We start from the raw sequence: 24,122 nt of genomic DNA, 5'->3' as shown, positions 1-24,122 counted from the left end.
GTTGCAGGGCGTAGAGTGCCTCCGTTGCAAAGGTTATCGACCGGGCAGGGGTAGACTTTAGAGTGATCTTTGCGGGGGTTGCGCGTGCAACTTGACCGGGCGTTCGCGTGGTCGTGGGCCCGCATCTATATAGAAGGGCGCCACGACTTGCTGCGTCTCTCAGCGGCGCTTGCGCGTGCGCGGGGTGTAAAGGCGCACGAAGTCCGGCGACGTTTCGGCGTCGAGCAGCACCGACGCCGTTTCGGGCGCGTGGGCGGGCGTCACGACGGTAATCGCGCGCTTGTAGATCAGCGTGGGGGTAGGGTCTTCTGCGCTTTGCCCGAGCAGGACCATATAGTTGTCCGATGCCAGGACGACACCGGTCAACCTCGTGCCGTTCGACAGATGGACGATGACTGCGTTGCGGCTTGCGCCGTGGGCTGCGTAATGCAGGTGCTGCAGTTTCCGGCTGGGTCTTGGAGCCTTTTTTTCCTTCTTCACAACTTCTCCGGAAGAACCCGCGAGGGATCTGGCGGCTGACAACGGTCCGATGACCACATGATTTGATCTGTAACGCACTATGGGTGACGTTTTGTGCGCTCAGATCGTGGGGCGCTTTGAAACATTCGCTCTCGGAGCCGGAGGTGGCGCAGGAACTGGCCAGCATGACTGCGGCGGGCAGACGATTCGCGAATATCGGGGGCGCTGCCCGGCCACCACGTCCAATCGGCGCTGCCAGGAGAGAAGGGAAATACTTCAGACGGGGAGAGTAACAAAGTTTTACAAGCATTGACTGAGCGGCTGCTTGTCTTCGGCTAGAGTCATTACTCTATTTGTGATGTTGTCGCGTGGAGTGAGTTGTGGCAAGCACTTGCGGTGCGCTGCCATCGGAACGCCCGTCCAGATGCCGCCAACCCGCGCCAGCTAATGCTTTGCGGGGAATTGCCGATATCTGACGAAGAGCCCGCACGTGACTTTTGCGCTACTGCGAAGCCATCAAGTGATCTTCGGATTACACCCGCCATCAGGGGAATCCCTGATAGAAGCGCGATTTACACCTCATGTAAGCGGGTTTATATTCGAGCGCTGGACCGGGTACAGCCGGTCCTTCAGAGCAGTCCTGGAAAGCCTACGAGCACCCCGCGCGTAGGCTTTTTTTTCGCACTGGCTGGTCGGGCCGACGATGGTCTGACGCCGTGTGTCTGGTCTCCGGTGCCGGTGCGTATTGCGCAGATGGATTAGATGCCATTTGTTGTGCAGTCAATCCATCGAATACCTGCCGATTTCCCCCTCAATTCGTTTTCGCGCTCAAGTCCGTCCGCGACGCCGCCGATAGGAGGCCGTGCGATGCCCGGTTTCGGGCGGATATCGCTCGTACGAACAATCGGATCACAAGAGAAAGGTACGAAGTGATGGGCTTGCGAAAAATGGGGATCGGGGCGCGGCTGACCTTTGCTTTCAGTCTCGTGGTGCTGCTGCTCGCCGCGGTTGCCGCGGTTGGGGTGTCGGCGCTGGGCAGCATGAACGATGCCATGCACATGGCGGTGGAGAAGCGGCTGCTGCGGGTGATCGACCTGAATCACGCCAAGGCGCACGTGCTGACGATCGGTCTGATGGTGCGCGATGCGGCATTGACCGAGGATGCCGCGCTGGTCACCGCGAACGCGGCGAAGATCGCCCGGTTCCGCGAGGAAATCGACGCGACGCTCGAACCGATTGGCAAGACCCTGGTGGCGTCGGGCAATGCGGAATGGAAAACCGTGTTCGAACAACTGACGCAGGCACGCGCCACCTATGACGGCCAGCTTGACCTGGTCATGCGCCAGCTGGGCGCCGGGGAATACGATGGCGCCCGTGCAGGACTGACTGCCACGCTGCCGTCATCGCAGGCCGCGTACTTTGACAAGCTGGACGTGATCGCCCAGCTTGGCCAGAAGCTGGCCGTGGAGGCGGTGGACGAGGCAACAGCGCGCTACGCTTTTACGCGTAACCTTCTGATCGGCATGGCAGCCCTGGCGGCGATCATTGCCGCGCTGCTCGGTATCGGCATGACACGCTCGGTGACGCGTCCGGCCCGGCAGGCGCTTGACGCTGCCGAGGCGCTGGAGCAGGGCCAGCTTGCGCACGCCATCGAAGTACGCAGCCAGGACGAGATGGGCCGGATGCTCGGCGCGCTTGAGCGCGCCTTTGGCCAGCTCGGCACGCTGGTTCGCGGCATCCAGCACGCGGCCGGCTCGATCGATACCGCCGCGCGCGAGATCTCCAGTGGCAATACCGATCTGTCCCGCCGTACCGAGCAGCAAGCGGCATCGCTGGAGCAGACTGCCGCGTCGATGGAGCAGTTGACGTCCACCGTGCGCCAGAACGCCGAGAACGCGCGACAAGCCAACCAGCTTGCCGCGAACGCATCAGATGTCGCCACCGAAGGCGGCCGTGTGGTGCGCAGCGTGGTGGATACGATGGACGGCATTACCCAGTCCTCGGCGCGCGTGGCCGAGATCATTGGCGTCATCGAAGGCATCGCATTCCAGACCAACATTCTTGCGTTGAACGCGGCCGTGGAAGCGGCGCGTGCCGGCGAGCAAGGTCGCGGCTTCAGCGTTGTGGCGGCCGAGGTGCGCAGCCTGGCGCAGCGTTCGTCGTCGGCGGCCAAGGAAATTGGCGATCTGATCAACGGCTCCGTGCGGCAGGTAAAGGAAGGCGCGCGCCAGGTCGAAGTGGCCGGCAAGACGATGGATGACATCGTCGGCGCGGTGCGCCGCGTTACGGACATCATGGGCGAGATCACCGCCGCCAGCGAGGAGCAGAGCGCTGGCATCGAGCAGGTGGGCCTGGCGATTGCGCAGATGGAAACCGTGACGCAGCAGAATGCCGCGCTGGTGGAAGAAGCCAGTGCGGCCGCCGAAAGCCTGATGCAGCAGGCCGGCGGGCTGGTGACGGAAGTCGCGCGTTTCGATCTGGGCGAGCAACAGCAGCGCGAAGTGCCGCGCGCGCCGGGGCCCGTGGCGGTCGTTGCGCAGCCGGTTCAACCGGCGCCACGCTTGCCTGCAGCTGCGCCGAAGCCCTTGGCGCCGAGGCCATCGCCGCAGAAGGTATCGCCTGCGAAGGCATTGCCTCAGAAGGTATCGCCCCAGAAGGCATCGACCCAGACGGCCGCCGCTGCCCTGCAGCGCCCGGTGCAGCCATCACGCCCATTGCGCGCGCCCGCAGTGCCTGCCGCCGTGCGACCGCCCGTGGTTCGCAAGACCTCGGCGGCCCCGGTACTGGCGCGCCAGCCAGCCACGCCAGCCAAGGCCCGCCAGCCGGTCACCCATCAGCGCAAGGAACCCGTACTGGCCACGCCGTCGAGCCGTCGGCCCGTGGCAAAGGCGAGGCCATCGGCCGCACCGGTGCCCGCGACGGCCGATAGCGGCGATTGGGAAACGTTCTGAGCGCGCGCCGGTGCGGGGCGATCAGCGTTAGCGCGGATTGACCCGAATTAGCCCGGATGTCGCCGGGCGCCGAAGCCCAGGCCCGGCGACATGACTTCGGTGTCGCCATCGCGCAGTGTGACAGTCGATATGCGGCCGTGACCTAGCGCCGCTTCGGCAAACTCGCCCAGCTTGCGTACCTTCGCTGCGGGTACCCCGCGCGTGGCCAGGCGCTCCTCGAGTTCGTCAGCGCGCAGCATTTGCAGGCGTTGCGCGATGATCGTTTTCAGGGCGGCGGGGTCGCGTGAGCGCACGAAGGTGGTGGGGGACTCCGCGTCCAGTGGTTCGGCAAAGTAGGTCGGGTCGGCGGCAAGCTCGGACAGTTCCAGGACTTCGAGAAGGCGCAGCAACTGGCGTGGGGTGTTGGCGCCGAGTGCAATCCAGCCGTCGGTCGTGGGGAAGAAGTCCGCCGTCGGACTGCCCGAGTAGCCCCGGTTGCCCACGCGAGAGGGCGACGTGCCATCCGTCAATGCCTCGCAGGCAAAGCCATACATGAGCTGCATCGCTGCGCCGGTCATGGAGATGTCGAGCTGAATGGCGCAGCCGCAGCGATCGCGCTCGCGCAGACCGGCCAGAATGGAGAGCGCAGCCTGCATACCCGTTGCAGCGTCGACGACAGGGAATCCGGTCTTGATCGGCGGGTCGTTCTCGTTGCCCGCCAGAAAGGTCATGCCTGTGGCCGCCTGAATGACATGGTCGTATGCGGGTCGGCCCGACCAGTCGGCACTGCCGCGACCAAAGCCCGAGATCGAGCAATACACCACGCGCGGATTCACTGCCCGCACCGCTTCGAAGCCGAGGCCGAATCGCTCCAACACGCCGGGGCGCAGGTTGTCGACGACGACATCGCACGTGGCCGCCAGGGCGAGAGCGTCGGCGCGGCCCGCTTCGGAGCCCAGGTCGATATCACGACAGTCCTTGCCCGCATTGAGCGCAAGAAAGCCCTTTCGGCCAGTCTCGGTCCTGCGCATGACATCGCCGCCATTGGCGTTCTCCATCTTCAGCACATCGGCCCCGAGCTGTGACAGGTAGAACGTTGCCAACGGGCCCGCGATGACATGCGAGAAGTCCAGTACCCGGACGCCGGCAAGGGGGGAGAACGAGAGGTTTTCGGTGGTCATGGGTGGCCTCATTGCAGCGAAATATGGTTCGATTCGATGATCCGGCGGTACTTGACCATCTCGTCGGCAACGAATCGGTCAAAGGCTTCCTGGCTCGGTGTGGGGTCGATCACCGAACCCGCCTTCTGGAACATGTCGCGTGTGCCGGGATCATTCAGGGCCTTGATCACAGCAGCCTGCAAGCGTGCAACCACGGGCTTTGGCACGCCGGCGGGCGCCCAGATGCCGAACCATGAATCCAGCGCCAGGTCGTTCCGGCCCAACGCCTCGTTCAGGGTTGGCACCTGGGGCAAGCCGGGCAAGCGGGATGCGGAGGTAACCGCCAATGCACGCACCTTGCCGTTCTCGATCTGCGGGATCGCGGTCGATGCAATCGGGAAGCCAAGTGTTGCATCGCCCCGGATCAGCGCGGGAACGATCTCGACCGAGCCCTTGTAGGGCACATGGACCAGGTCGATCGCCGCGGCGCTTGCCAATGCCGCGCCCGACAGATGGGCGGCGCTGCCGATGCCCCCCGACGCATAGTTGAGCTTGCCCGGCGACTTGCGCGCGGCAGCGACAAGATCGGCCACGGACTGGTAGGGCGAGTTGCTCCTCACCAGCATGACCTGTGGGCTGAAGCCGGTACGGATGATGTGGGTGAAATCCCTGGCAGGGTCGAACCTGACCGACGGCTGCATCAGTTTCTGCACCAGATGCGTGGAGGCGCCGATCATCAGCGTGTAGCCGTCAGCCGGCTGCTTGGCGACGAACTCAGCGGCAAGAATGCCCCCTGCGCCAACCTTGTTCTCCACAATGACCGGTTGTCCCAGGTCGCGCGAGACGACTTCGGCCAGCTTGCGGGCCTGGATGTCCGGGCCGCCACCTGCGGCGTAGGGAACGATCAAGTGCACGGGCCGCGTGGGATATCCGGTTTCCGCCGAGGCTGCTGCCACGCTTGCCACCCCTGTTGTGCCGATCGCCACTGCCAGGCCAGGTAGCCATGCCAGTCGCCTTGCGATTCGCCGCATTTTGTCTCCTCTTGCTCAGGTGAGCTTGTTTGACAGCATTGTGCGAGCCGGATTCTTTCCTGTAAATTATGATGTCTTGATTGCGTCATCACGTTTTGTTATGACCCGGGTATTGCCTGAGCAACACGGTATGGGCCTGTACAGGCCAGCGCGCGCGCAGCGGCTGGATCGCTTGCGCATCCGGCATCTACGCTTTCTGGAACTCGTGGCCGAGCATGGCTCGTTGACGACGGCGGCCGCACAACTGGCGCTCAGCCAGCCTGCCGCAACCAAGATGTTGCAGGAGCTGGAATCTGCCTTCGGGGTGGAACTGGTCGCGCGTACCACGCGCGGCGCAGCACTTTCCCCTGCGGGACTGGTCGCACTGGACCGCCTGCGTATCGCGCTCAGCGCGCTGGCGGTGGCGGCTCAGTCGGCGGCGGAAGCACCCCCCGCTCCCGTGGTGCGGCTTGGCGTACTCCCGCTGGTTGGCGTGGTGATCCTGCCGAGATTGCTGGCGGCAATGGCTGCGCGGCCAGACTGCCCAAGACTCGTCGTGCGTGAATCGACGGTGGGCGGGCTGCTCCGAATGTTGAGCCGTGGCGATGTCGACTGCGTGATTGGCCGAATCGGCGTGGAGCTGGATAAGCAGTCTGCAAGCAAGCTGGCGGTCACGCCGCTGTGGCAGGAGCCGCTCGCCATTGCGTGCGCACAGGACCACCCACTGCGCCGCAGGCGCAACGTCGGGTTGGCGGAACTGCGCGAACAGGGTTGGATCGTGGCGTCACGCGAGGCCTATACGCGCCAGGTGTTCGACGACACCTTTCTGTCCGCAGGGCTGGTGCCGCCCCATCCCAAGGTCGAGTCGTTCTCGTTCCACACGAATCTGAGTGTGGTGGCAAGCAGCGATCTCTTGACCGTCGCACCGGAAAGCGCCGTGGCGCACTATGCGCAACTGGGAATGGTGCACCCGGTACGCCATGATTTTTCGTTCCCGGTGGGGCGCACGGTATTCATCACAATGGCGGAGATGGGGGCCTGGCCCGGCATCACGCTGATCCGGGATGCCTTGGCTGATCTGACTGTCCCCTGAGATTCCGCTCGCTTAATGCGTTGCTCGTGGCTCGCGCCGGCTGCCATTGCATGACGCAGATGCCCGCCAGGACCAGCACCACGCCGGCCAGGCGCGCCAGCGTGACGGGCCGGGCAGGCAGGCCCACCAGTCCGAAATGATCGACCAGCATCGACGCCAGCAACTGGCCGGCCACGGCGCCGACGATGAAGTTCGCGGCGCCCACGCGCGGCGCCAGCCACAGCGCTGCGGTGATGTAGATCACGCCGAACAGCCCGCCGATCCATTGCCACCACGGTCCCTGCGCGGCCGCAGCGAGATTGGGCGCCGATGCGCGCAGTGCCAGCAGCACGGGCACGACGGCAACCAGGCTGATCACGAGCGAGACGACGGTGGCCCAGAGCGGGTGCCCGAGCGCGCGGCCCAGCGTGGCGTTGCTGCCGGCCTGGAATGGGATCATCGCGCCGGCCAGAAGCGCGACGCCCAATGGCATCCAGAGCGAGCCAGCGGATGCGGCAAGCGGCGAGGTCATGATAATTTCTCCGATTCGAATGCAATCTGTTATCGGGCATGTTGCACGCGCCGCCGCCGCAATGGAAATTCGCAATCCATACATGAGACATTCGCCGCATGGATGACCTGCGCCGTATCGACCTGAACCTGTTGCTGACATTGCACGCCTTGCTGACCGAGCAGCATGTGACGCGTGCCGCCGTGCGGCTGCACAAGAGTCAGCCGGCCGTCAGCCACGCGCTGGCCCAGTTGCGCGATATCTTCGACGACCCGCTGCTGGTGCGTCGCGAAAACGGCCTGACGCTCACCGCACGCGCGCGCGATTTGCTGGGCCCGCTGGACGATGCACTGGGTCAATTGAACGGACTGGTGGGCGAATCCACGTTCGACGCCGCCCATGCGCGCCGCTGCTTCCGGCTGGCCTTGTCCGACTATGGCGCGCGCAGCGTGTTGCCCGCGCTGATGCGGCGGCTGCGCCGCGAGGCGCCCGGCATCGACCTCGCCGTGATCCAGGCTGGCCGCGAGGCGATGCTCGCGCAGCTTGCCGATGGGGAGACCGATCTGGCGATCGGTGTCTTTCCACGGCTGCCCAGCGATATCGAGGTGGCTACGCTGTTCGAAGACCACTACACGAGCGTGGCGGACCGGACCACGCTGCCTCGGCGGGGGCCGCTATCGGCGGAGGACTGGTTGGCGCGGCCGCATGTGCTGGTGGCGATGCGTCCCGACGCGCCCAGTGAGATCGATCTCGCCCTGGCCGAGGCTGGCATGCAGCGGCATGTGGCCCTGGTGCTGCCCCATTGGGGCGCTGCGCTCGATCTCGTGCCCGGCACCGACCTGATCCTGACCGTCGCGACCCGCGCGGTTGCCGCGGCGCCAAATCGCGCGCTGCGGGCGTTCGCGCCGCCGATCGCGTTGGCGCCGGTGCCGTTCCAGCAGGCCTGGCACGCGCGGCGCAGGGCCGATCCCGCGCATCGCTGGCTGCGCCAGACGGTGTGGGAGTGCAGCCAGCAGCCCGAGGGCACCTAGCCGCGCGGTTTCGATGTGGTGGCGGGTGATGGGGCGAGCACGCGCTACCGGGCTGAAAGCAAGCCGACAAGCACGGTTTGAAGCGCTCGCATAAAATGGCGGCTCTTCTTGACCAGGCCCGTTCTGCCTAGCGGCGTTCTCTCTAACTGGTGTCCTGTTTGATCGCCGATCGCTAGATCAGCAGCGGCAGGGCTTCCAGCACCAATACCCCAAGCAGGACTCCCAGGATCGCGCCGGCGCAACGGCAACTGATACGCAACGCCTTGGCCGCAACTGGAATTGCGCCCATCGCCAACAGGCCGACGAGTGCCATGGGGATCAGAAATACAAGATCGTGCGCCTGTAACTGAAGATGCAGCATGGCGGTCTCCTATCTTGTTTCTTTGTTCTTCCAGTATAGGCAGTGTGTGGCGAATACAAGGCTGTAGTGCTTGGGGTTGTCCCGTACTGTTTGCGTCATGTCATGCTCTGCCAGGTATCTCGCACGAGACTTGGCGCGAAGCCGTTTGTACCGTTGACAGCGCACCCGGACGGTTTCCCACACGGTTTTCCTGTCGTGTCAGCCGTATTGATGACGAGTGTCCTATGCTGGACGCACGGGGTCACCAAAGCAGACTGAAGCAGACTGGAGGGCGCTATGGAACTACATATGCATTCGCACCACTACATGCGTCGCCTGCCGGACTGGACGGCGGCTGCCGTGTCCGGGCTCGCGGCCGGTGCGCTGCTGATCGTGGTGGAGATGTTCTGGTCGACGATGGTGGCCGGCGTTCACCCATGGGGCACCACGCGCATGGTTGCCGCAATCGTGCTCGGGCGCGATGTTCTGGAGAACTCGTTCTTCAGCGTCAGCACGGTCGCCGCAGCGTTGATCATTCACTTCGTGCTCGGCGCGATACTCGGCTGCGTGCTGTGCGCGATCATCGCGCCGTTCCAGCTCGATTCGAGCGTCGGCATGTCGCTACTGGTCGGGGCGGTATTCGGCCTGGTGGTGTACTTGTTCAACTTCTACGTGATGACAAGCGCCTTCCCGTGGTTTGTCGACCAGCGTGGCTGGCATACGCTGGTGGGGCACCTCATCTTCGGGATGGCCATCGCCATCTGCTATTGGAAGCTGGAGTCGCGCGGCGTATCTCGTTAGATACTTGCCGTGGAATCCTGTACCGAATACATCATGTGCTGATGGTCTGATTGCGTCGCGCACTTTGCCACTACACGGGGCCGCGCGTGGCCACGATGGCGGATCGGGAAGTAAGCTTCCCCTCCGCCATTTTTTATCGTGGCCCATGCGCGTCCCGGCGCACCGATCCCGGCACGATGTCGCCTTGCCGTGACCTGAAACGATGCACTAGTCTTAATCCACCTGCGCAGACTGCGCATTCCTCGTGGCTTTTCGTCCGCGCGGAGGAGGGGGGTCATGGCGATCGCCATCGCACTCGTCATCATTGTCGTTGCCTCGGTGCTCTTTCATTTCCTGAGCCCCTGGTGGGCGACACCGCTGGCGTCCAACTGGAAACAGATGGACGACACGCTGACCATTACCCTCGTCATTACTGGGCTGTTCTTCGTCGTCATCAACCTGCTCGTCGGCTACATCGTCTGGCGTTACCGTCATCGCGCGGGGCATCGCGCTGCCTATGCGCCGGAGAACCCGAAACTGGAGCGCTGGCTGATCGGGCTGACCGCCGTGTGCATCATCGCGTTGCTGGCGCCGGGCCTGATCGTCTACGCGGATTACGTGCGGCCACCACGCGATGCGATGGTCATGGAGGTGGTGGGGCAGCAGTGGCAATGGGCGTTCCGCTTCCCCGGCAAAAGTGGCCAGCTCGGTACCACGGACCCCCGATTCGTCAGCGGCACAAATCCACTCGGCCTGAATCCCGATGATCCGAACGGACAGGACAACATACTCGTCATGGGGCCGGAGGTACACCTGCCACTGAACCGGCCCATCAAGGTGCTCCTGCGCTCGAAGGACGTCCTGCACGATTTCTATGTGCCACCGTTCCGCGCGCGCATGAACATGGTGCCCGGCATGGTGACGTCGTTCTGGTTCACGCCCACCAAGACCGGCCGCTTCGACATTCTTTGCGCGCAACTCTGCGGTCTGGGCCACTACAACATGCGCGGTCACGTCGTGGTCGAAGATCAGGCCGCCTTCGACGCGTGGCTTGCGAAGCAGCAGACGTTCGCGATGACGCTGGCGAAGGTCGCCGTGCCCACCGCTGTGCCAGTCGAAGGAACCGCTGTGGCGGGCGCGCCGGCTGGCGCCGCCGATCTCGTGGCGCAGGGCCGCGCGCTGGCGCAAAGCAAAGGATGCGTGGGATGCCATAGCGTCGATGGCAGCGTGGGTGTCGGCCCAAGCTGGAAGGGCCTGTACGGCAGCACGCAGACCTTCAGCAACGGCAGCAGCGCGACCGTGGACGATGCGTTCCTGAAGACGGAGATCGAGGACCCGCAGGCCCGCATCGTCAAGGGCTTCGGGCCGGTGATGCCCAAGTTGCCTGTTACCGATGCCGATGTGGTGGCGCTGTCGGCGTATATCCGTTCGCTGGGTGCTGGCGCAACGGGGGCCCCGCAGGCTGGCAAATAGCGGCCCGACGCACAGTCAGAAATCGGAGAGCAAAAGATGGCCTATGCCGATGATGCCGCCCACCACGGCCCACAGAGTTTCTGGACGCGCTACATCTGGAGCCAGGATCACAAGGTGATCGCCGTGCAGTACACGCTGGTCGCCATCGTGGTCGGGCTGATCGGCGTGACGCTGTCGAACCTGATGCGGATGCAACTGGGCTTTCCGGGACGGTTTGATTTCATCGACGCCAATCGCTACTACCAGTTCGTGACGATGCACGGGATGATCATGGTGATCTACCTGCTGACGGCGCTGTTTCTTGGCGGTTTCGGCAATTACCTGATCCCGCTGATGGTCGGCGCGCGCGACATGGTATTCCCATTCCTGAACATGCTCAGCTTCTGGGTCTACTTCCTGTCGGTGCTCGTGCTGCTCGCCAGCTTCTTCGTCCCGGGCGGACCCACCGGCGCGGGCTGGACGCTCTATCCACCGCAGGCGATCCTGCCCGGCACGCCAGGGCATGACTGGGGCATCATCCTGATGCTGGTGTCGCTGCTGATCTTCATCGTGGCGGCTACCATGGGTGGCCTGAATTACGTGACCACGGTGCTGCAGGCGCGTACCGAGGGCATGACGATGCTGCGGATGCCGCTGGCAGTGTGGGGCATCTTCATGGCGACGATTCTCGCACTGCTGGCGTTCCCGGCGCTGTTTGTCTCCGGTGTGATGATGCTGCTCGACAAGACGCTCAGTACCAGCTTCTTCATGCCCGCAGTCGTCTCGATGGGGCAGCAGCTCAACTACAAGGGCGGCAGCCCCCTGCTGTTCCAGCACCTGTTCTGGTTCTTCGGTCATCCCGAGGTTTATATCGTCGCGCTGCCCGCCTTTGGGATCGTCTCCGATCTGATCAGCGTGCATTCGCGCAAGAGCATCTTCGGCTATCGCACGATGGTGTGGGCGATCCTGGCCATCGGTGTGCTGTCGGTGGTGGTGTGGGCGCACCACATGTTCGTGAGTGGCATGAATCCGTACTTCGGCTTCTTCTTCGCCACCACGACGCTGATCATCGCAGTACCCACTGCCATCAAGGTCTACAACTGGGTGATCACGTTGTGGCAGGGCGACATCCATTTCTCGGTGCCGATGCTGTTCGCCATCGCCTTCATCAGCACGTTCGTGATCGGCGGTCTGACGGGCCTGTTCCTCGGTAATGTCAGCGTGGACATTCCGTTGTCGAACACCTACTTCGTCGTGGCGCACTTTCATATGGTGATGGGTGTCTCGCCGATCCTGGTCGTCTTCGGCGGGATCTACCACTGGTATCCGAAGGTCACCGGACGCCTGCTCAACGACACGCTTGGCCGCATTCATTTCTGGATCACGTTCGTCGGCACCTACGCCATCTTCTTTCCGATGCACTACCTCGGTATTCTGGGGATGCCGCGGCGCTATTACGCGTGGCAGGGCTATGACTTCATACCCGAGTCCGCGCACACCCTGAACATGTACATCTCGATCGCAGCGTTCATCGTCGCGGCGGCGCAGTTGCTTTTCATCTTCAACCTCGCGTGGAGCGTGCGGCGTGGGCAGCCGGCAGGCGCCAACCCGTGGCGTGCCGCCTCGCTGGAGTGGCAGACGCCGCAGACGCCGCCGGCGCACGGCAACTGGGGCGCGCATCTTCCAGTGGTCTATCGGTGGGCCTACGCCTACAGCGTGCCGGGCGCGAAGGAGGACTTCATTGCGCAGAATGCGCCGCCAGACGCAGGTGGGAGCGAACCCGAGCCACACGCGAGAAGGGGGGCCGTGGCATGAAAGCCGAATCGTTCGCGGTGGATACGGGTGGCGGCGTCTTCCGGGCTTCACGTGAAGCACCCGGAGGCGGCCCCGCCGGTGGTGACGCCTTGCATGGACATGGGGCACGCACCCCCGGCAGCATAGGGTTGTGGATATTCATGGGCGTGGTCACGGCGCTATTCACCTTGTTTCTGGCCGCCTACGTCATGCGTATGGACAGCCCGGACTGGCAGCGAATTGCACTGCCGTGGCAGGTGTGGTTGTCCACGGTCGTGCTCGCCGCCGCTTGTGTGTCGATGGAGATTGCCAGGCGGGCGGCGCACTCGGGCCGCATGGTGAGAGCACGTCAGGCGTTTCGTCTTGGGGGGATGGGCGCCGTAGGGTTCGTTGGCGTGCAGTTGTGGGCGTGGCAGGCGCTGTACGCGCTTCACGTTGTTCCCGCGAACAATCCAGCGGGCAGCTTCTTCTACCTGCTCACGGCCATGCACGGTCTGCACATGCTTGGCGGGCTGGTGGCCTTCGCGTTTGTGGCGGTGGATCGCGGCAGTGGCACGCGCACGGTGATGCGCATCGGGCTGTGCGCGCGCTATTGGCACTTCCTGCTGGCGGTATGGGTCGTGTTGCTCGGCGCGCTGGGCTGGCTCACGCCGGAGCTCGTCGCGTACATCTGTGGCAGGTCCTGACGGAGAGCGCCCATGCATTCGCAAGTTCCTTCCTCGGCCGGATCGCATCCGGAAGCCTGGAATCCGCCGGGCGGCTTCAGGGGCCTCGTCGCTGATTGGTCATCCGACCAGCGCGCATTCAAGGTGTCCTGGGGCAAGGCGATGATGTGGATTTTCCTGCTGTCCGACACCTTCATCTTCAGTTGCTTCCTGATCGGCTACATGACCGTGCGCATCTCCACCACGGCGCCATGGCCGGACACCAGCAAGGCTTTCGCCGAGAACATCGGCGGTCATACGCTACCGCTGATCCTGATCGCAATCATGACCTTCGTACTGATCACCAGCAGTGGCACGATGGCGATGGCCGTGAACTTCGCCTACCGTCGCGAGCGACGCCCCTGCGGTCTGCTGATGCTGGCGACCGCCGCGCTCGGGGCGACGTTCGTCGGTCTGCAGGCGTTCGAATGGACCACGCTGATCGTGCACGAGGGCGTGCGTCCCTGGGGCAATCCAATGGGCGCTGCGCAGTTCGGCTCCACGTTCTTCATGATCACCGGCTTCCACGGCTTTCACGTGACCTGTGGCGTGATCTACCTGCTGACGATCGCCAGCAAGGTCGTGCGCGGGCACTACGAACCAAGCGGTAACTACCAGGTCGTGGAGATCGCCGGTCTCTACTGGCACTTCGTCGATCTGGTCTGGGTCTTCATCTTCGCGCTGTTCTATCTCTGGTGAGGGCGACCATGGCATCGACACCCATCACTCCGGCCCCCGAAGCGTCCGAGGCGGCCCACGGTGGCCACGGCAAACAGGAACATCCTATCGGCCTGTATCTGAAGGTCTGGGGGCTGCTGTTCGTGCTCTCCACGATGTCCTATCTGGTGGACTACTTCGGGTTCACGGGATACCTGCGCTGGTTCCTGATTCTGCTGCTGATGATCCTGAAGGCCGGCCTGATCGTCAGCGTATTCATGCACATGGCCTGGGAGCGCATGGCGTTGATCTGCGCGATCCTGATCCCGCCGCTGTGCCTGCTCGTGCTGGTATTTCTCATGGCGGCCGAAGCGGATTACACTTTCCTGACTCGCGGCGTGTTTTTTCACTGAAGTCGCATGATGAAATGCGATGAGGGCGCTGCGCAACCCGATCGAGGACTCCGCCGCCCATGCACGCTGCTACCGAAAGCATCCTGATCTACAACCACGGCCGCGATCCCGAGCGGCTGACGATGAAGCTGGCGGCGATCGCAGCCGACCCGTTCGCTTTCTTCCGAGGCACCAACCACCTGTACGCGGCGTCGCTCGAGCGCGAGGCTGGTCTGCTCGATGCGCCTAGCACCTATGTGTGTGGCGATCTCCATGTGGAGAACTTCGGAACGTTCAAGGGCGACAACGGACTCGTGTACTTCGACCTGAACGATTTCGACGATGCCATGTTGGCGCCGCTGACGGTCGATGTCATCCGTATGTTGTCGAGCGTGCTGGTGGCCGGGGAGAGCATTGGCCTGTCGGAAGCCGATGCCCGTACGGCCTGCGCACAGATGCTGTCGGTCTACACGGCGATGTTGCGCGCGGGCAAGCCGCGCTGGCTGGAACGCGCCACCGCGAGCGGTCTGGTGGCGACGCTGCTGCGGCAGGTCAAACGCCGCAAACGCGGCGCGCTGCTGAACGCGCGCACGGAGATGCGTGGCGGGCGGCGGCGTCTGAAGTTCGACGGCCATGCGCTGCGCGCGGACAAGATGCAGCGTGAACGCGCTTCCGAAATTCTGGGGATCTACTCGAAGCAGGAACATCACGGTCATCGCTTCGTCGCAGAAGACTCGGCGCGACGCGTGGCCGGTGTGGGCAGCCTGGGGCTCGAACGCTACGTCGTGCTGGCGCATGAGCGTGACATGCCGGCAAGTCAGCGGCTTATCGATATCAAACGCGCGGCACCGAGCGCCTGGATCGGAATGCGCACACGCGGCCAACCGCGCTGGGGCAGCGATGCGCAACGCGTGGCGACCATCCAGCAGATCATGCAGGCCGCATCGCCCGCACTGTTCTCATACGTGCCGCTGGGCAAGGCTTCGTACCTGGTCAAGAGCTTGCAACCGAGCACCGACCGAGTGAATCTGGAGCACTGCCGCGACAAGACTGTGTTGCAAGACGTGTTCGCCACGATGGCGCGTGCCGCGGCCTCGGCCCATCTGCGTGGCTGTGGCCATCAGGCGGCGGATCGTGTCGAGCAGTTACAGGATTTCGCCGCAGGCGGGCGCTGGCAATCCACCGTGCTGCGGCTGGCAAAGCACGGGCGCGATGTTTCGCTCGCGCAGTGGAAGCAGTTCCGGGAGGACTATGCGAAGGCGCGGGGGAAGAGCGCCTGATCAGGTGACCAGCTGATCGGCTGTTCGGTTGTTCCCCTCTCACATTGCATGTGAGAGGGGAGAACCCAGCGAACTACGCCATCAAACCTGGGTAATAAACTTGGTCACCAGGTAACCGTCGAAGGTTTCCTGGCCACCTTCGCTGCCGATACCCGAATCCTTGATGCCGCCAAACGGGGTCTCGGCCAGCGCCATGCCGAAGTGGTTGATGTTGACCATGCCGGCTTCAAGTCCGTTCGATACCAGGTTGGCCGTCTTCAGAGAGTTGGTGAAGACATACGAGGCCAGGCCGAACGGCAGGCTGTTGGCGCGGCGCAGCACTTCCTCCGCATCCTTGAAGCGCGTGACCGGGGCTACCGGGCCGAACGGTTCATCGACCATCAGCTTGGCATCGTCGGGCAGGTCCGTGACGACGGTCGGTGCGAAGAAGAAGCCCTTGTCGCCGATGCGCGAGCCGCCGGCGACGATCTTGCCGCCGCGATGGCTGGCATCGTCCAGAAACTGCTCCATCGATGCGATGCGGCGCTCATGTGCGAGCGGGCCCATCTGGGTGCCGTCGTCCAGCCCATTGCCGACCTTGATCGAGCCGATGACCTCGGTGAAGCGCGCCAGGAATTTGTCGTAGGCCTTTTCCTGAACATAGAAGCGCGTGGGCGATACGCAAACCTGGCCGGCGTTGCGCAGCTTGAAGCGGGCCAGCATTTCGGCGGCCGGTTCGATGTCTGCGTCGTCAAACACCAGCACGGGCGAGTGACCGCCCAACTCCATCGTCACGCGCTTCATGTGCGCGCCGGCCATCGCGGCAAGCTGTTTGCCCACCGGTACCGAGCCGGTGAAGGAGATCTTGCGCACGATCGGCGATTCGATCAGGTAGGTCGAAACTTCGCTCGGCACGCCCCATACGATATTCAGCACGCCCGGGGGCAGGCCTGCATCGTGGAACAGGCGGGCCAGCGCCACCACGGCGCTCGGGGAGTCTTCCGGACCTTTCAGGATTAGCGTGCAGCCGGCGCCCAGCGCAGCCACGATCTTGCGAATGGCCTGGTTGAACGGGAAGTTCCACGGCGTGAACGCGGCGCAGACGCCGATCGGCTCGCGCACCACGATCTGGCGCACCGCCGGATTGCGCGGCGGAATCACGCGGCCGTAGATGCGGCGGCATTCCTCGGCGTGCCATTCGGCATGTTCGGCGCAGATCATCACCTCGCCCACGGCTTCGGCTAGCGGCTTGCCCTGGTCCAGCGTGATGTCGCGGCCGATTTCCTTGGCGCGGGTACGGGTCAGTTCTGCCACACGGCGCAGGATCTGCGAGCGTTCCAGCGGCGATGTTTTCTTCCAGGTTTCGAAGGCGCGCTGCGCGGCGGCCAGCGCGCGATCCAGGTCGGCAGTGGTAGCGTGCGGCAGCTTGCCGAGCAGTTCCTGGGTGGCCGGATTGATGACGTCCTGCTCGCGGCGGTCGCCTCCCTTGATGAATTCTCCATCGATGTAGAGGGCGAGATCCTGGTACATGCCTGTCTCCTGAAGGAAATGGACGGCGCAGCGAAAGGGGGCGCGCCGCGGGTGGTCGAAGAATGAAAGCGCAAGCTTAACGCTTTGGACGGAAGTCCGCACTGGCAGACTTGCGGGCGATTATCGCCCCGCCACAACTGTCATGTGTCCGGTGGCTGGCATGGTGCCCGGCCAGGGACTAGACTGACAGGTTCGCAACCCTCGCACTGCTGCGGTGCGGAAAAAACTGCCCCAATGAAGCCTGACGCCAGACTGACCACCGGCCCGATCGGCCGCACGCTGCTGATGTTTTCGCTGCCGGTGCTTGGCAGCAACATCCTGCAGTCGCTCAACGCCTCGATCAATTCGGTCTGGGTCGGCCGATACCTTGGCGAGGCGGCGCTCACGGCCACGTCGAACGCCAACATCATTCTGTTTTTCCTGCTCGGCGTGGTGTTCGGGATCAGCATGGCCAATACGATCATGATCGGCCAGGCAGTCGGCGGGCGCGACATCGACGAGGCGCGACGCGTGGTGGGCACCAGCACCACGTTCTTCGTCGGCCTGTCGGTGCTGGCCGCCGTGCTGGGCTATGTCTTCACGCCGCACATCCTGGCCGCGATGCATACGCCGGACGATGCCACGCCGCTGGCCATCATCTATCTGCGCATCATTTTCATCGCGCTGCCGTTCATGTATTTCTACAACTTCGTGATGATGACGCTGCGCGGCGCGGGTGACTCGCGCACGCCGTTCTACTTCATGTTGCTCTCGGTGGTGCTGGACGTTGTGCTGAATCCCGTACTGATCTTCGGGGTGGGCCCGATTCCCCCGCTTGGCATCGCTGGCTCGGCGCTGGCCACGCTGATCGCGCAACTGACCAGCCTGGCGGCGATGATCGGGTTGCTGTACCGGCGCCGGCACTTCCTGCTGCTGCACCGGGAGCAACTTGCGTTGCTCCGGCCAGACATGGCTATCCTGCGCGCGCTGGTGATGAAGGGGCTGCCGATGGGATTGCAGATGGTGGTGATCTCGTCGTCGGCCATCGTGATGATGTCGCTGGTCAATACGTACGGCTCGCGGACGACCGCGGCCTACGGTGTGGCATCGCAGCTCTGGACCTATGTGCAGATGCCGGCCCTGGCGGTTGGCGCCAGTGTGTCATCGATGGTCGCGCAGAACGTGGGAGCGGGATTGTGGGTGCGCGTGGCGCGTGTCACGCAGGTTGGCATGCTCTTCAACGTGTTGATGACCGGTGCGCTGGTGGCGCTGGTCTATGCGTTCAATCGCCACTCGCTTGGCCTGTTCCTGGGGGATGACAGCGTCGCGATTGAGATCGCGCAGCACATCAACAACGTGGTGCTGTGGTCGTTCATCCTGTTCGGCTTCACCATTGTCGTGTTCGGCGCCGTGCGTGCCACGGGCGCCGTCATGGCGCCGCTGGTCATTCTGTTCGTGTCGATGTGGCTGATCCGCCTGCCGTTCGCGTGGCTGCTCGGGCCGCACATCGGCGCCGAATCGATCTGGTGGAGTTTCCCGCTCGGCTCGGTGGTATCGGTGCTGCTTGCGCTCGGCTATTACCGCTACGGTAACTGGCGCCGCAGTCATATCCTGCCGGTCGCGCCACATCCGGAAGCGGTGGGGAATGCACCCGACACCAGCATGGGCGTGCCATGCGAGGATGCCGATGCGGGCGCGGAAGCCGACGCAGAGGCCAACGCGGAAGTCGCGCGACAACCTTCCTAATGCATCCAGACAGGTTTCTGAATGTATGGATGAGAGACATTTGATCGTGTCACTCACGCACCGCCCCGCGGTGTAAGCAAGTCGAAAGCCGCGCGGCACCCTCTGCCGCGCAGTGCCGCGCCAATCCACACTATTCCCTTTCAAACACCTTTCCACCACGTCTTTCATTTAACTTTCAGTTGTGGTTTTGGTTTCCAACTTAATACGTCACAACGTGATGGAAACGAAAAAACGACGCGTGCGCTGAAGATTGGGGGATACCCTAAACCCCAGACAAATGAAAGGAGCCTGAAAGTTCCCGACTCTACTGTTCGCTGCGATGAACGTGTCGAAGTTGATACGTTCGCCGTGGAGATGCCCCAGAGCCGGTGTGTCGCACGGTGCCGCAATTCACAACCTTGAGGAGAATCGTTTTGCGCATACGCAGCCAAAAGGACTTTGCCTCCGGCCTGATGTTTATTCTGGTCGGTCTTGGCTTTTCCTTCGTCGCGCGCGGCTACAGCATGGGGACGGCCGCCAAGATGGGCCCCGGATACTTTCCGTTCCTGCTTGGCCTGGTACTGGCCATCCTGGGCGCGCTGGTGTTGATGGGGTCGTTGTCGTCGAAGGGTGAGGAAGATCAACTTGCCCGCTGGGATCTGAAGACGCTTCTGTGGATTCTGGGTTCCGTCGTGCTGTTCGGCCTGTTGCTCAAGCCGCTCGGCATGGTGCTGTCGGTGTTCGTGCTGGTGATGGTGTCGTCGATGGCCAGCCATGAGTTCAGCTGGAAGGGTGCCCTGCTTAACAGCGTGGTGCTCGTGCTGATCGCCCTGGGCGCCTTCGTGTACGGCATCAACCTGCAGATGCCGGTCTGGCCTGCCTTCATTACCGGCTAAGGAGTCGCCCGAAATGGAATTGTTTGACCATCTTGCCCTGGGCTTCTCCACGGCATTGTCGCTGCAAAACCTCGCGTACGCGTTCCTGGGCTGCGTGCTCGGGACGCTGATCGGCGTGCTTCCGGGCCTTGGGCCTCTGGCAACTATCGCCATGCTGCTGCCGGTGACGTACTCGCTGCCGCCGGTGGCCGCGCTGATCATGCTGGCCGGTATCTACTACGGCGCGCAGTACGGCGGTTCGACCACCGCTATTCTGGTGAACCTGCCGGGCGAATCGTCGTCGGTGGTGACCACGATCGATGGCTATCAGATGGCACGTCGTGGCCGCGCTGGTGTGGCGCTGGCTACTGCAGGCCTTGGTTCGTTCTTCGCTGGCTGCGTGGCCACGCTGATCCTGGCTGCGTTCGCTACGCCGCTGTCGGAACTGGCGTTCAAGTTCGGTCCCGCCGAGTACTTCTCGCTGATGGTGCTGGGCCTGATCGGCGCCGTGGTGCTGGCTTCGGGCTCGCTGCCGAAGGCCGTGGCGATGATCGTGCTGGGTCTGCTGATGGGCCTGATCGGTACCGACGTGAACTCGGGCGCCGCGCGCTTCTCGTTCGACGTACCTGAACTGACCGACGGCATCGACTTCGTGGCACTGGCCATGGGTATGTTCGGCTTCGCGGAAATCATCGCGAACCTGGAGCAGAAGGAAGCCCGTGAGACGTTCACGAACAAGGTCACGAACCTGTGGCCGACCAAGGAGGACTTCAGGCGCATGATTCCGGCAGTGCTGCGTGGCACGGCGCTGGGTTCAGCACTGGGTATCCTGCCGGGTGGCGGTGCTGCGCTGGCTTCGTTTGCGGCCTACTCGCTGGAAAAGAAGACGTCGAAGTACGCTCACGAGTTCGGCAAGGGTGCGATCGAAGGCGTGGCAGGTCCGGAATCGGCCAACAACGCCGCTGCCCAGACCTCGTTCATCCCGCTGCTGACGCTGGGCATTCCGCCCAACGCCGTGATGGCGCTGATGGTCGGTGCGATGACGATCCACAACATCCAGCCTGGTCCGCAGGTGATGAGCAGCAACCCCGCGCTGTTCTGGGGCCTGATCGCTTCGATGTGGATCGGCAACCTGATGCTGATCATCCTGAACCTGCCGATGATCGGCGTGTGGGTGAAGCTGCTGACCGTGCCGTATCGCTTCCTCTACCCGGCGATTCTGGTCTTCTGCTGCATCGGCGTGTACTCGGTGAACAACCAGACGTTCGACGTGTTCATGGCTGCTGCCTTCGGCGTGATCGGTTATCTGTTCCTGAAGCTGAAGTGCGAACCCGCACCGCTGCTGCTGGGCTTCGTGCTCGGACCGATGATGGAAGAGAACTTCCGCCGCTCGCTGCTGCTGTCGCGTGGTGACTTCACCGTGTTCGTGACGCGTCCGCTGTCGATGGGCCTGCTGATTGCTGCTGCCGCACTGGTGGCCGTGGTGGCACTGCCGTCGATCAAGGCGAAGCGCGAAGAAGCGTTCCAGGAAGAGTAATTCTGACGACAAGCGCCGGCGCCATGCCGGCGCGAGCCGAGTAAGCTTGCGGGGGTGCCAAAAGCGCCCCCGTTTCTTTGAAGCACTGATAGGACTGCCCGACTGCGCTGCAGTCATGGGCTGCGCACGATGATTCGATTCTCCGCACCGCTAGTTGCGTTGCCTGCGCCCATGAAAACGCCATCGCTCGATCGTATCGTTTCCAGGCTTTATATCCTCCGGCTTGTCCAGGCCAGTCCATCCACGGTATTCAACCTGATGGAGCGGCTGCGCGAGCGAGGCATCGACAAGAATATCCGCGCGCTGCGCCCAATCCTGCGTAGCCTGTTGATGGCGCGATCCATTACCGCCGAACTTGTCGAGGGAAACGGCCGCGTCTACAGCATCACGGATGCGGGACGGGCCGAACTGGACGCCTACCTCGCACATCTCAACGTCCTTCAGGACGACATGAGCGAGACAGCCGAATAAACCAATGCAAATGCCGGTACGCCGCCTGGAATGAGGCGTGGTACCGGCATCGTCATCCAAGCATTGTCGGTATCAGGGGTTCACCAACGAAGCATTCAACAACGCCACTGGCTTCGTCCACGAGAGATGAGATGCGTGTCGGCGCGCAGCATGAAAATGCGCCGGTGCAGCGTCTCGATGGAAACGCTGCACCGGCGCCGGGGTGGCAACTATGCTAGTGCGTCAGAGCTTTTCAAATGTGGCGTTCAGCTTGACCCTGTCGACGATTCTGTCGCCGGCACCGCTGACGGCATGCACGTCGAGCAGCTTTACGGCGTCTGTCATCGTGTAGCGGCCGGCCGGCAACGCGGTGTTGTCGTTGGCATGAACCCAGATATAGAGGTGCTGTAGTCTGTCCTTGAGCAATTCCGGCTCGGTCCAATAGTTTGCCGGGCTCAGGCGATAGCCATCGGCGGTCGTATTGACGGCGCGCGAAGCCCGGAATACCACGACGCGTTGATTGCCGTCCGGTCCCTTCATCATTACTTCAAGCCGCATTGGCGCGTCCTTGGGGTTCCCAACGGGAGTCGTCAGACCGAGCGAGGGCCGCCCGGCGACGAAATACAGTTGCGACTCGTCATCCGGATGCCAGGCGATATCGATACTCTCTGTCTCGCATGTCTGAGTCGTGCATAGCTTGCTTACCATTGCCGTACGCGCTTCTTGCCGGGAATCACCGCCCCGAGTCACGACCGCAGGCATTGAGGTGGGTACCGTGATGGCCTGGGTAGACAGCAGTGTGTCAGAGGGGGACAGTCCGCGGGGACCGTTTTCCACGTACGGGTGCTGCAAGCGGTACAAGGATACTTCGACAGGCTTGTCGGCAATCGGAAGGTTGAACGAGAAATAGTATGCGCGGTCCTTGCTAGCCATCTCTTTTGGGATGATGAAGATCCGGTGGCTGCCATCCGCGTAGCGGACCCGTGCTGCGTACCTTGCCCCTCTGTAGTTGATGGAAGTCGTGCCGATTTCCTCCAGGACAAAGGTGTTCCCGCTGGCTGCGAACAACGGCGGGAAGAGCATGCTGGCGCCCGGACTCTCGCTGGATGTCAGCGAGCCGATCACGGTAGCCACCGGAATGCCCATACGATCCGGTTTCAACTGCAACGCCGCACCTTTCCAGTTTGGCGCGACGGGAGCGTAAGTTCGTGTCGTGTCATCCCAAAGATAGTAACCAGGGTTTCCGGCCACGGTCCGCAGCGTTGGTGTTGACTCCAGCAGCTGCTGGATCGCGCGCGTGTTGCTGTTTGTATAAGGAGAGAAGCAGCTCTGACTGTCGGCAGGCTCTTTATAGTCGTTGATTTCCTTGTGGTAGAACTGAGGATCAATCCGGCCGCGCAGTGGCTTGTCTGACGACCGAATGGTAAAGCCATCGGTGGCCGCATACCACGTTCTGAATACGCCTCGCGCGGTATCGAATGGCTGCGGGTGCGAGGCTGCCCATATGAGACCATCGGGATACTCGCCTCCGAACTCCAAGGGTTGCCCTTCAACGAATGGGGTCAAGCCTACGACTCTGCCCAGTGCTCGGTTCATCGCACCGCTACATTCCTCGTTCCATTGGATCTGAGCCCAGCCAGGGCGGCCGGTATTTGCGTCGAAGGCGCTCTGGAGATTTCCGTCACGGTCCTTGTAGCGTCCTTGAGAAAGGGTGGCTCCATAAGCAAGCGGCGACGACTGATTGAACATGTCGAAGGGGTCGGTGGCCTGCAAACCGCGTCCGGTGTTTGCCTTGTCCACCATGATGTTCGCGGCCCACGCCGTGGTGCGGGTTGGAAGGACCCCAGAGATCGGTATCTGCCTCAGTGAATCAAACCTCCTTGGGGGATTTGGGGAGTCCATCATAATGACGCTGTTCCAGCGTGCAGGCAGGTAGTCCACGATGGATATCCTGCTTACCGGCATGCGGGCGTGGATTTCGTCAGCGAGCTTGTCCGAATCGAGGGTATCGGCATTGGAATCAGGATCCTCCCAGAACAGCACCTTGGTTCGTGTGTATGTGAGTTCCGATGGAGCCGCCAGCGGGGGAAGGCTATTCGTGACGCGGTATGCGTAGATCTGTTTTACCTCGTGGCGCAGCTCGTCATAGCCAACGGTTAGTTGGACACCGGACTTCATCCACCCAGTGGGCATCTGCGTGCTCCACGCCTGTGTGCTGTAGCGTGGCAAGGTGTCCTGGGTAATCCTGTCTTCCGCATAGCCATTCAGGTCGGCGGGCTTCTTCAGGAAGAGACGTCCCATCGATACGCCGTTCAGCATTGCTTCGACAAATACTTCTTGGTCATTGCTGATGGGCTTGGTTGGCGTAAACAGCAGGAGCGTGCTGCGGCCTTCGACCAGGTGTGGTGCGATACGCGTTTCGTTCTGCCTCACGACACTGGTTTGCCCGTATTCGAGCGCGCCGGCCAAGTCGAA

At 62.9% G+C, this 24,122-nt stretch carries 21 protein-coding genes; 14 read left to right on the top strand and 7 right to left on the bottom strand.

Features of this window, described 5'->3' with window-relative positions; genetic code table 11:
• Positions 1-159 precede the first annotated feature (159 nt).
• Positions 160-480, bottom strand: coding sequence for an RNA chaperone Hfq (locus K6G35_RS16680; protein ID WP_495676763.1), 321 nt, complete (start codon positions 478-480; stop codon positions 160-162).
• A 911-nt stretch (positions 481-1,391) separates the two neighbouring features.
• On the opposite strand from K6G35_RS16680, the gene K6G35_RS16675 reads away from it, so the two are divergent.
• On the top strand, positions 1,392-3,410 hold the full coding sequence (locus K6G35_RS16675; RefSeq protein WP_495676762.1) for a methyl-accepting chemotaxis protein: 2,019 nt from the start codon (positions 1,392-1,394) through the stop codon (positions 3,408-3,410).
• Positions 3,411-3,457: 47 nt separating this feature from the next.
• Here K6G35_RS16675 and K6G35_RS16670 read toward each other — a convergent pair whose 3' ends face one another.
• Positions 3,458-4,570, bottom strand: a complete 1,113-nt coding sequence (locus K6G35_RS16670; RefSeq protein ID WP_024570037.1) for a CoA transferase — start codon at positions 4,568-4,570, stop codon at positions 3,458-3,460.
• 8 nt (positions 4,571-4,578) lie between these two features.
• A complete protein-coding gene (locus K6G35_RS16665; protein ID WP_008646695.1) occupies positions 4,579-5,580 on the bottom strand; it encodes a tripartite tricarboxylate transporter substrate binding protein in 1,002 nt (333 codons plus the stop codon).
• A 130-nt stretch (positions 5,581-5,710) separates the two neighbouring features.
• Between K6G35_RS16665 and K6G35_RS16660 the strand changes: the two genes are divergently transcribed.
• Positions 5,711-6,652, top strand: coding sequence for a LysR family transcriptional regulator (locus K6G35_RS16660; protein WP_008646697.1), 942 nt, complete (start codon positions 5,711-5,713; stop codon positions 6,650-6,652).
• Here K6G35_RS16660 and K6G35_RS16655 read toward each other — a convergent pair.
• Positions 6,609-7,163 (bottom strand): DMT family transporter, encoded by a 555-nt coding sequence (locus tag K6G35_RS16655; protein ID WP_008646700.1) that lies wholly within the window; start codon positions 7,161-7,163, stop codon positions 6,609-6,611. The two genes, K6G35_RS16660 and K6G35_RS16655, sit on opposite strands and share 44 nt — an antisense overlap.
• Positions 7,164-7,261: 98 nt before the next feature.
• Here K6G35_RS16655 and K6G35_RS16650 point away from each other — a divergent pair, with 98 nt between their 5' ends.
• Positions 7,262-8,173, top strand: a complete 912-nt coding sequence (locus K6G35_RS16650; RefSeq protein ID WP_035884076.1) for a LysR family transcriptional regulator — start codon at positions 7,262-7,264, stop codon at positions 8,171-8,173.
• A 172-nt stretch (positions 8,174-8,345) separates the two neighbouring features.
• Here K6G35_RS16650 and K6G35_RS16645 read toward each other — a convergent pair whose 3' ends face one another.
• Positions 8,346-8,534: a hypothetical protein gene (locus K6G35_RS16645; protein ID WP_008644630.1), complete on the bottom strand. Its 189-nt coding sequence runs from the start codon at positions 8,532-8,534 to the stop codon at positions 8,346-8,348.
• 276 nt (positions 8,535-8,810) lie between these two features.
• On the opposite strand from K6G35_RS16645, the gene K6G35_RS16640 reads away from it, so the two are divergent.
• The 7 genes from K6G35_RS16640 to K6G35_RS16610 all read left to right on the top strand — a co-directional run bounded on the left by K6G35_RS16640 (position 8,811) and on the right by K6G35_RS16610 (position 15,572).
• On the top strand, positions 8,811-9,314 hold the full coding sequence (locus K6G35_RS16640) for a membrane protein (RefSeq protein ID WP_035883124.1): 504 nt from the start codon (positions 8,811-8,813) through the stop codon (positions 9,312-9,314).
• Between the two features lie 276 nt (positions 9,315-9,590).
• Positions 9,591-10,766 carry a c-type cytochrome gene (locus tag K6G35_RS16635; protein ID WP_495676761.1) on the top strand — a complete coding sequence of 392 codons (1,176 nt, stop codon included), beginning with the start codon at positions 9,591-9,593 and terminating at the stop codon, positions 10,764-10,766.
• A 36-nt stretch (positions 10,767-10,802) separates the two neighbouring features.
• Complete coding sequence (gene ctaD / locus K6G35_RS16630) at positions 10,803-12,560, top strand: cytochrome c oxidase subunit I (protein ID WP_008644623.1); 1,758 nt, start codon at positions 10,803-10,805, stop codon at positions 12,558-12,560.
• The gene (locus K6G35_RS16625) at positions 12,557-13,225 is read left to right on the top strand and encodes a cytochrome c oxidase subunit 3 (RefSeq protein WP_035883129.1); all 669 of its coding nucleotides are present in this window, start codon (positions 12,557-12,559) and stop codon (positions 13,223-13,225) included. Before ctaD ends, K6G35_RS16625 begins: the two co-directional genes overlap by 4 nt.
• A gap of 12 nt (positions 13,226-13,237) precedes the next feature.
• Entirely contained in the window at positions 13,238-13,942 is a 705-nt protein-coding gene (locus tag K6G35_RS16620) for a heme-copper oxidase subunit III family protein (protein ID WP_008644619.1), read from the top strand.
• A gap of 8 nt (positions 13,943-13,950) precedes the next feature.
• Positions 13,951-14,313 (top strand): cytochrome C oxidase subunit IV family protein, encoded by a 363-nt coding sequence (locus K6G35_RS16615; RefSeq protein ID WP_008644617.1) that lies wholly within the window; start codon positions 13,951-13,953, stop codon positions 14,311-14,313.
• A gap of 59 nt (positions 14,314-14,372) precedes the next feature.
• Positions 14,373-15,572 (top strand): DUF2252 domain-containing protein, encoded by a 1,200-nt coding sequence (locus K6G35_RS16610; RefSeq protein WP_008644615.1) that lies wholly within the window; start codon positions 14,373-14,375, stop codon positions 15,570-15,572.
• Between the two features lie 81 nt (positions 15,573-15,653).
• Here K6G35_RS16610 and K6G35_RS16605 read toward each other — a convergent pair whose 3' ends face one another.
• Entirely contained in the window at positions 15,654-17,081 is a 1,428-nt protein-coding gene (locus K6G35_RS16605; RefSeq protein ID WP_008644613.1) for an NAD-dependent succinate-semialdehyde dehydrogenase, read from the bottom strand.
• A 234-nt stretch (positions 17,082-17,315) separates the two neighbouring features.
• On the opposite strand from K6G35_RS16605, the gene K6G35_RS16600 reads away from it, so the two are divergent.
• From K6G35_RS16600 to K6G35_RS16585, 4 genes are all read left to right on the top strand, one after another.
• The gene (locus tag K6G35_RS16600; protein WP_286882597.1) at positions 17,316-18,806 is read left to right on the top strand and encodes an MATE family efflux transporter; all 1,491 of its coding nucleotides are present in this window, start codon (positions 17,316-17,318) and stop codon (positions 18,804-18,806) included.
• A 413-nt stretch (positions 18,807-19,219) separates the two neighbouring features.
• Positions 19,220-19,681, top strand: coding sequence for a tripartite tricarboxylate transporter TctB family protein (locus K6G35_RS16595; protein ID WP_008644611.1), 462 nt, complete (start codon positions 19,220-19,222; stop codon positions 19,679-19,681).
• A 13-nt stretch (positions 19,682-19,694) separates the two neighbouring features.
• Positions 19,695-21,197 (top strand): tripartite tricarboxylate transporter permease, encoded by a 1,503-nt coding sequence (locus tag K6G35_RS16590; protein ID WP_011518471.1) that lies wholly within the window; start codon positions 19,695-19,697, stop codon positions 21,195-21,197.
• Positions 21,198-21,368: 171 nt separating this feature from the next.
• Positions 21,369-21,668 (top strand): PadR family transcriptional regulator, encoded by a 300-nt coding sequence (locus tag K6G35_RS16585; protein ID WP_008651813.1) that lies wholly within the window; start codon positions 21,369-21,371, stop codon positions 21,666-21,668.
• Between the two features lie 222 nt (positions 21,669-21,890).
• Here the strand turns inward: K6G35_RS16585 and K6G35_RS16580 are convergent, their stop codons facing one another.
• Positions 21,891-24,116, bottom strand: a complete 2,226-nt coding sequence (locus tag K6G35_RS16580; protein ID WP_495676760.1) for a TagA domain-containing protein — start codon at positions 24,114-24,116, stop codon at positions 21,891-21,893.
• Between the last annotated feature and the right edge of the window lie 6 nt (positions 24,117-24,122).

This window comes from Cupriavidus sp. HY129, assembly GCF_059492215.1.
Note: the sequence above shows the minus strand (reverse complement) of the source record. Positions and strands in the feature narration are given on the sequence as shown.

Coding starts and splice junctions, on each gene's coding strand:
- K6G35_RS16675 (WP_495676762.1), top strand. CDS start 1,392: ATGGGCTTGCGAAAAATGGGGATCGGGGCGCGGCTGACCTTTGCTTTC.
- K6G35_RS16670 (WP_024570037.1), bottom strand. CDS start 4,570: ATGACCACCGAAAACCTCTCGTTCTCCCCCCTTGCCGGCGTCCGGGTA.
- K6G35_RS16665 (WP_008646695.1), bottom strand. CDS start 5,580: ATGCGGCGAATCGCAAGGCGACTGGCATGGCTACCTGGCCTGGCAGTG.
- K6G35_RS16660 (WP_008646697.1), top strand. CDS start 5,711: ATGGGCCTGTACAGGCCAGCGCGCGCGCAGCGGCTGGATCGCTTGCGC.
- K6G35_RS16655 (WP_008646700.1), bottom strand. CDS start 7,163: ATGACCTCGCCGCTTGCCGCATCCGCTGGCTCGCTCTGGATGCCATTG.
- K6G35_RS16650 (WP_035884076.1), top strand. CDS start 7,262: ATGGATGACCTGCGCCGTATCGACCTGAACCTGTTGCTGACATTGCAC.
- K6G35_RS16645 (WP_008644630.1), bottom strand. CDS start 8,534: ATGCTGCATCTTCAGTTACAGGCGCACGATCTTGTATTTCTGATCCCC.
- K6G35_RS16640 (WP_035883124.1), top strand. CDS start 8,811: ATGGAACTACATATGCATTCGCACCACTACATGCGTCGCCTGCCGGAC.
- K6G35_RS16635 (WP_495676761.1), top strand. CDS start 9,591: ATGGCGATCGCCATCGCACTCGTCATCATTGTCGTTGCCTCGGTGCTC.
- ctaD (WP_008644623.1), top strand. CDS start 10,803: ATGGCCTATGCCGATGATGCCGCCCACCACGGCCCACAGAGTTTCTGG.
- K6G35_RS16625 (WP_035883129.1), top strand. CDS start 12,557: ATGAAAGCCGAATCGTTCGCGGTGGATACGGGTGGCGGCGTCTTCCGG.
- K6G35_RS16620 (WP_008644619.1), top strand. CDS start 13,238: ATGCATTCGCAAGTTCCTTCCTCGGCCGGATCGCATCCGGAAGCCTGG.
- K6G35_RS16615 (WP_008644617.1), top strand. CDS start 13,951: ATGGCATCGACACCCATCACTCCGGCCCCCGAAGCGTCCGAGGCGGCC.
- K6G35_RS16610 (WP_008644615.1), top strand. CDS start 14,373: ATGCACGCTGCTACCGAAAGCATCCTGATCTACAACCACGGCCGCGAT.
- K6G35_RS16605 (WP_008644613.1), bottom strand. CDS start 17,081: ATGTACCAGGATCTCGCCCTCTACATCGATGGAGAATTCATCAAGGGA.
- K6G35_RS16600 (WP_286882597.1), top strand. CDS start 17,316: ATGAAGCCTGACGCCAGACTGACCACCGGCCCGATCGGCCGCACGCTG.
- K6G35_RS16590 (WP_011518471.1), top strand. CDS start 19,695: ATGGAATTGTTTGACCATCTTGCCCTGGGCTTCTCCACGGCATTGTCG.
- K6G35_RS16585 (WP_008651813.1), top strand. CDS start 21,369: ATGAAAACGCCATCGCTCGATCGTATCGTTTCCAGGCTTTATATCCTC.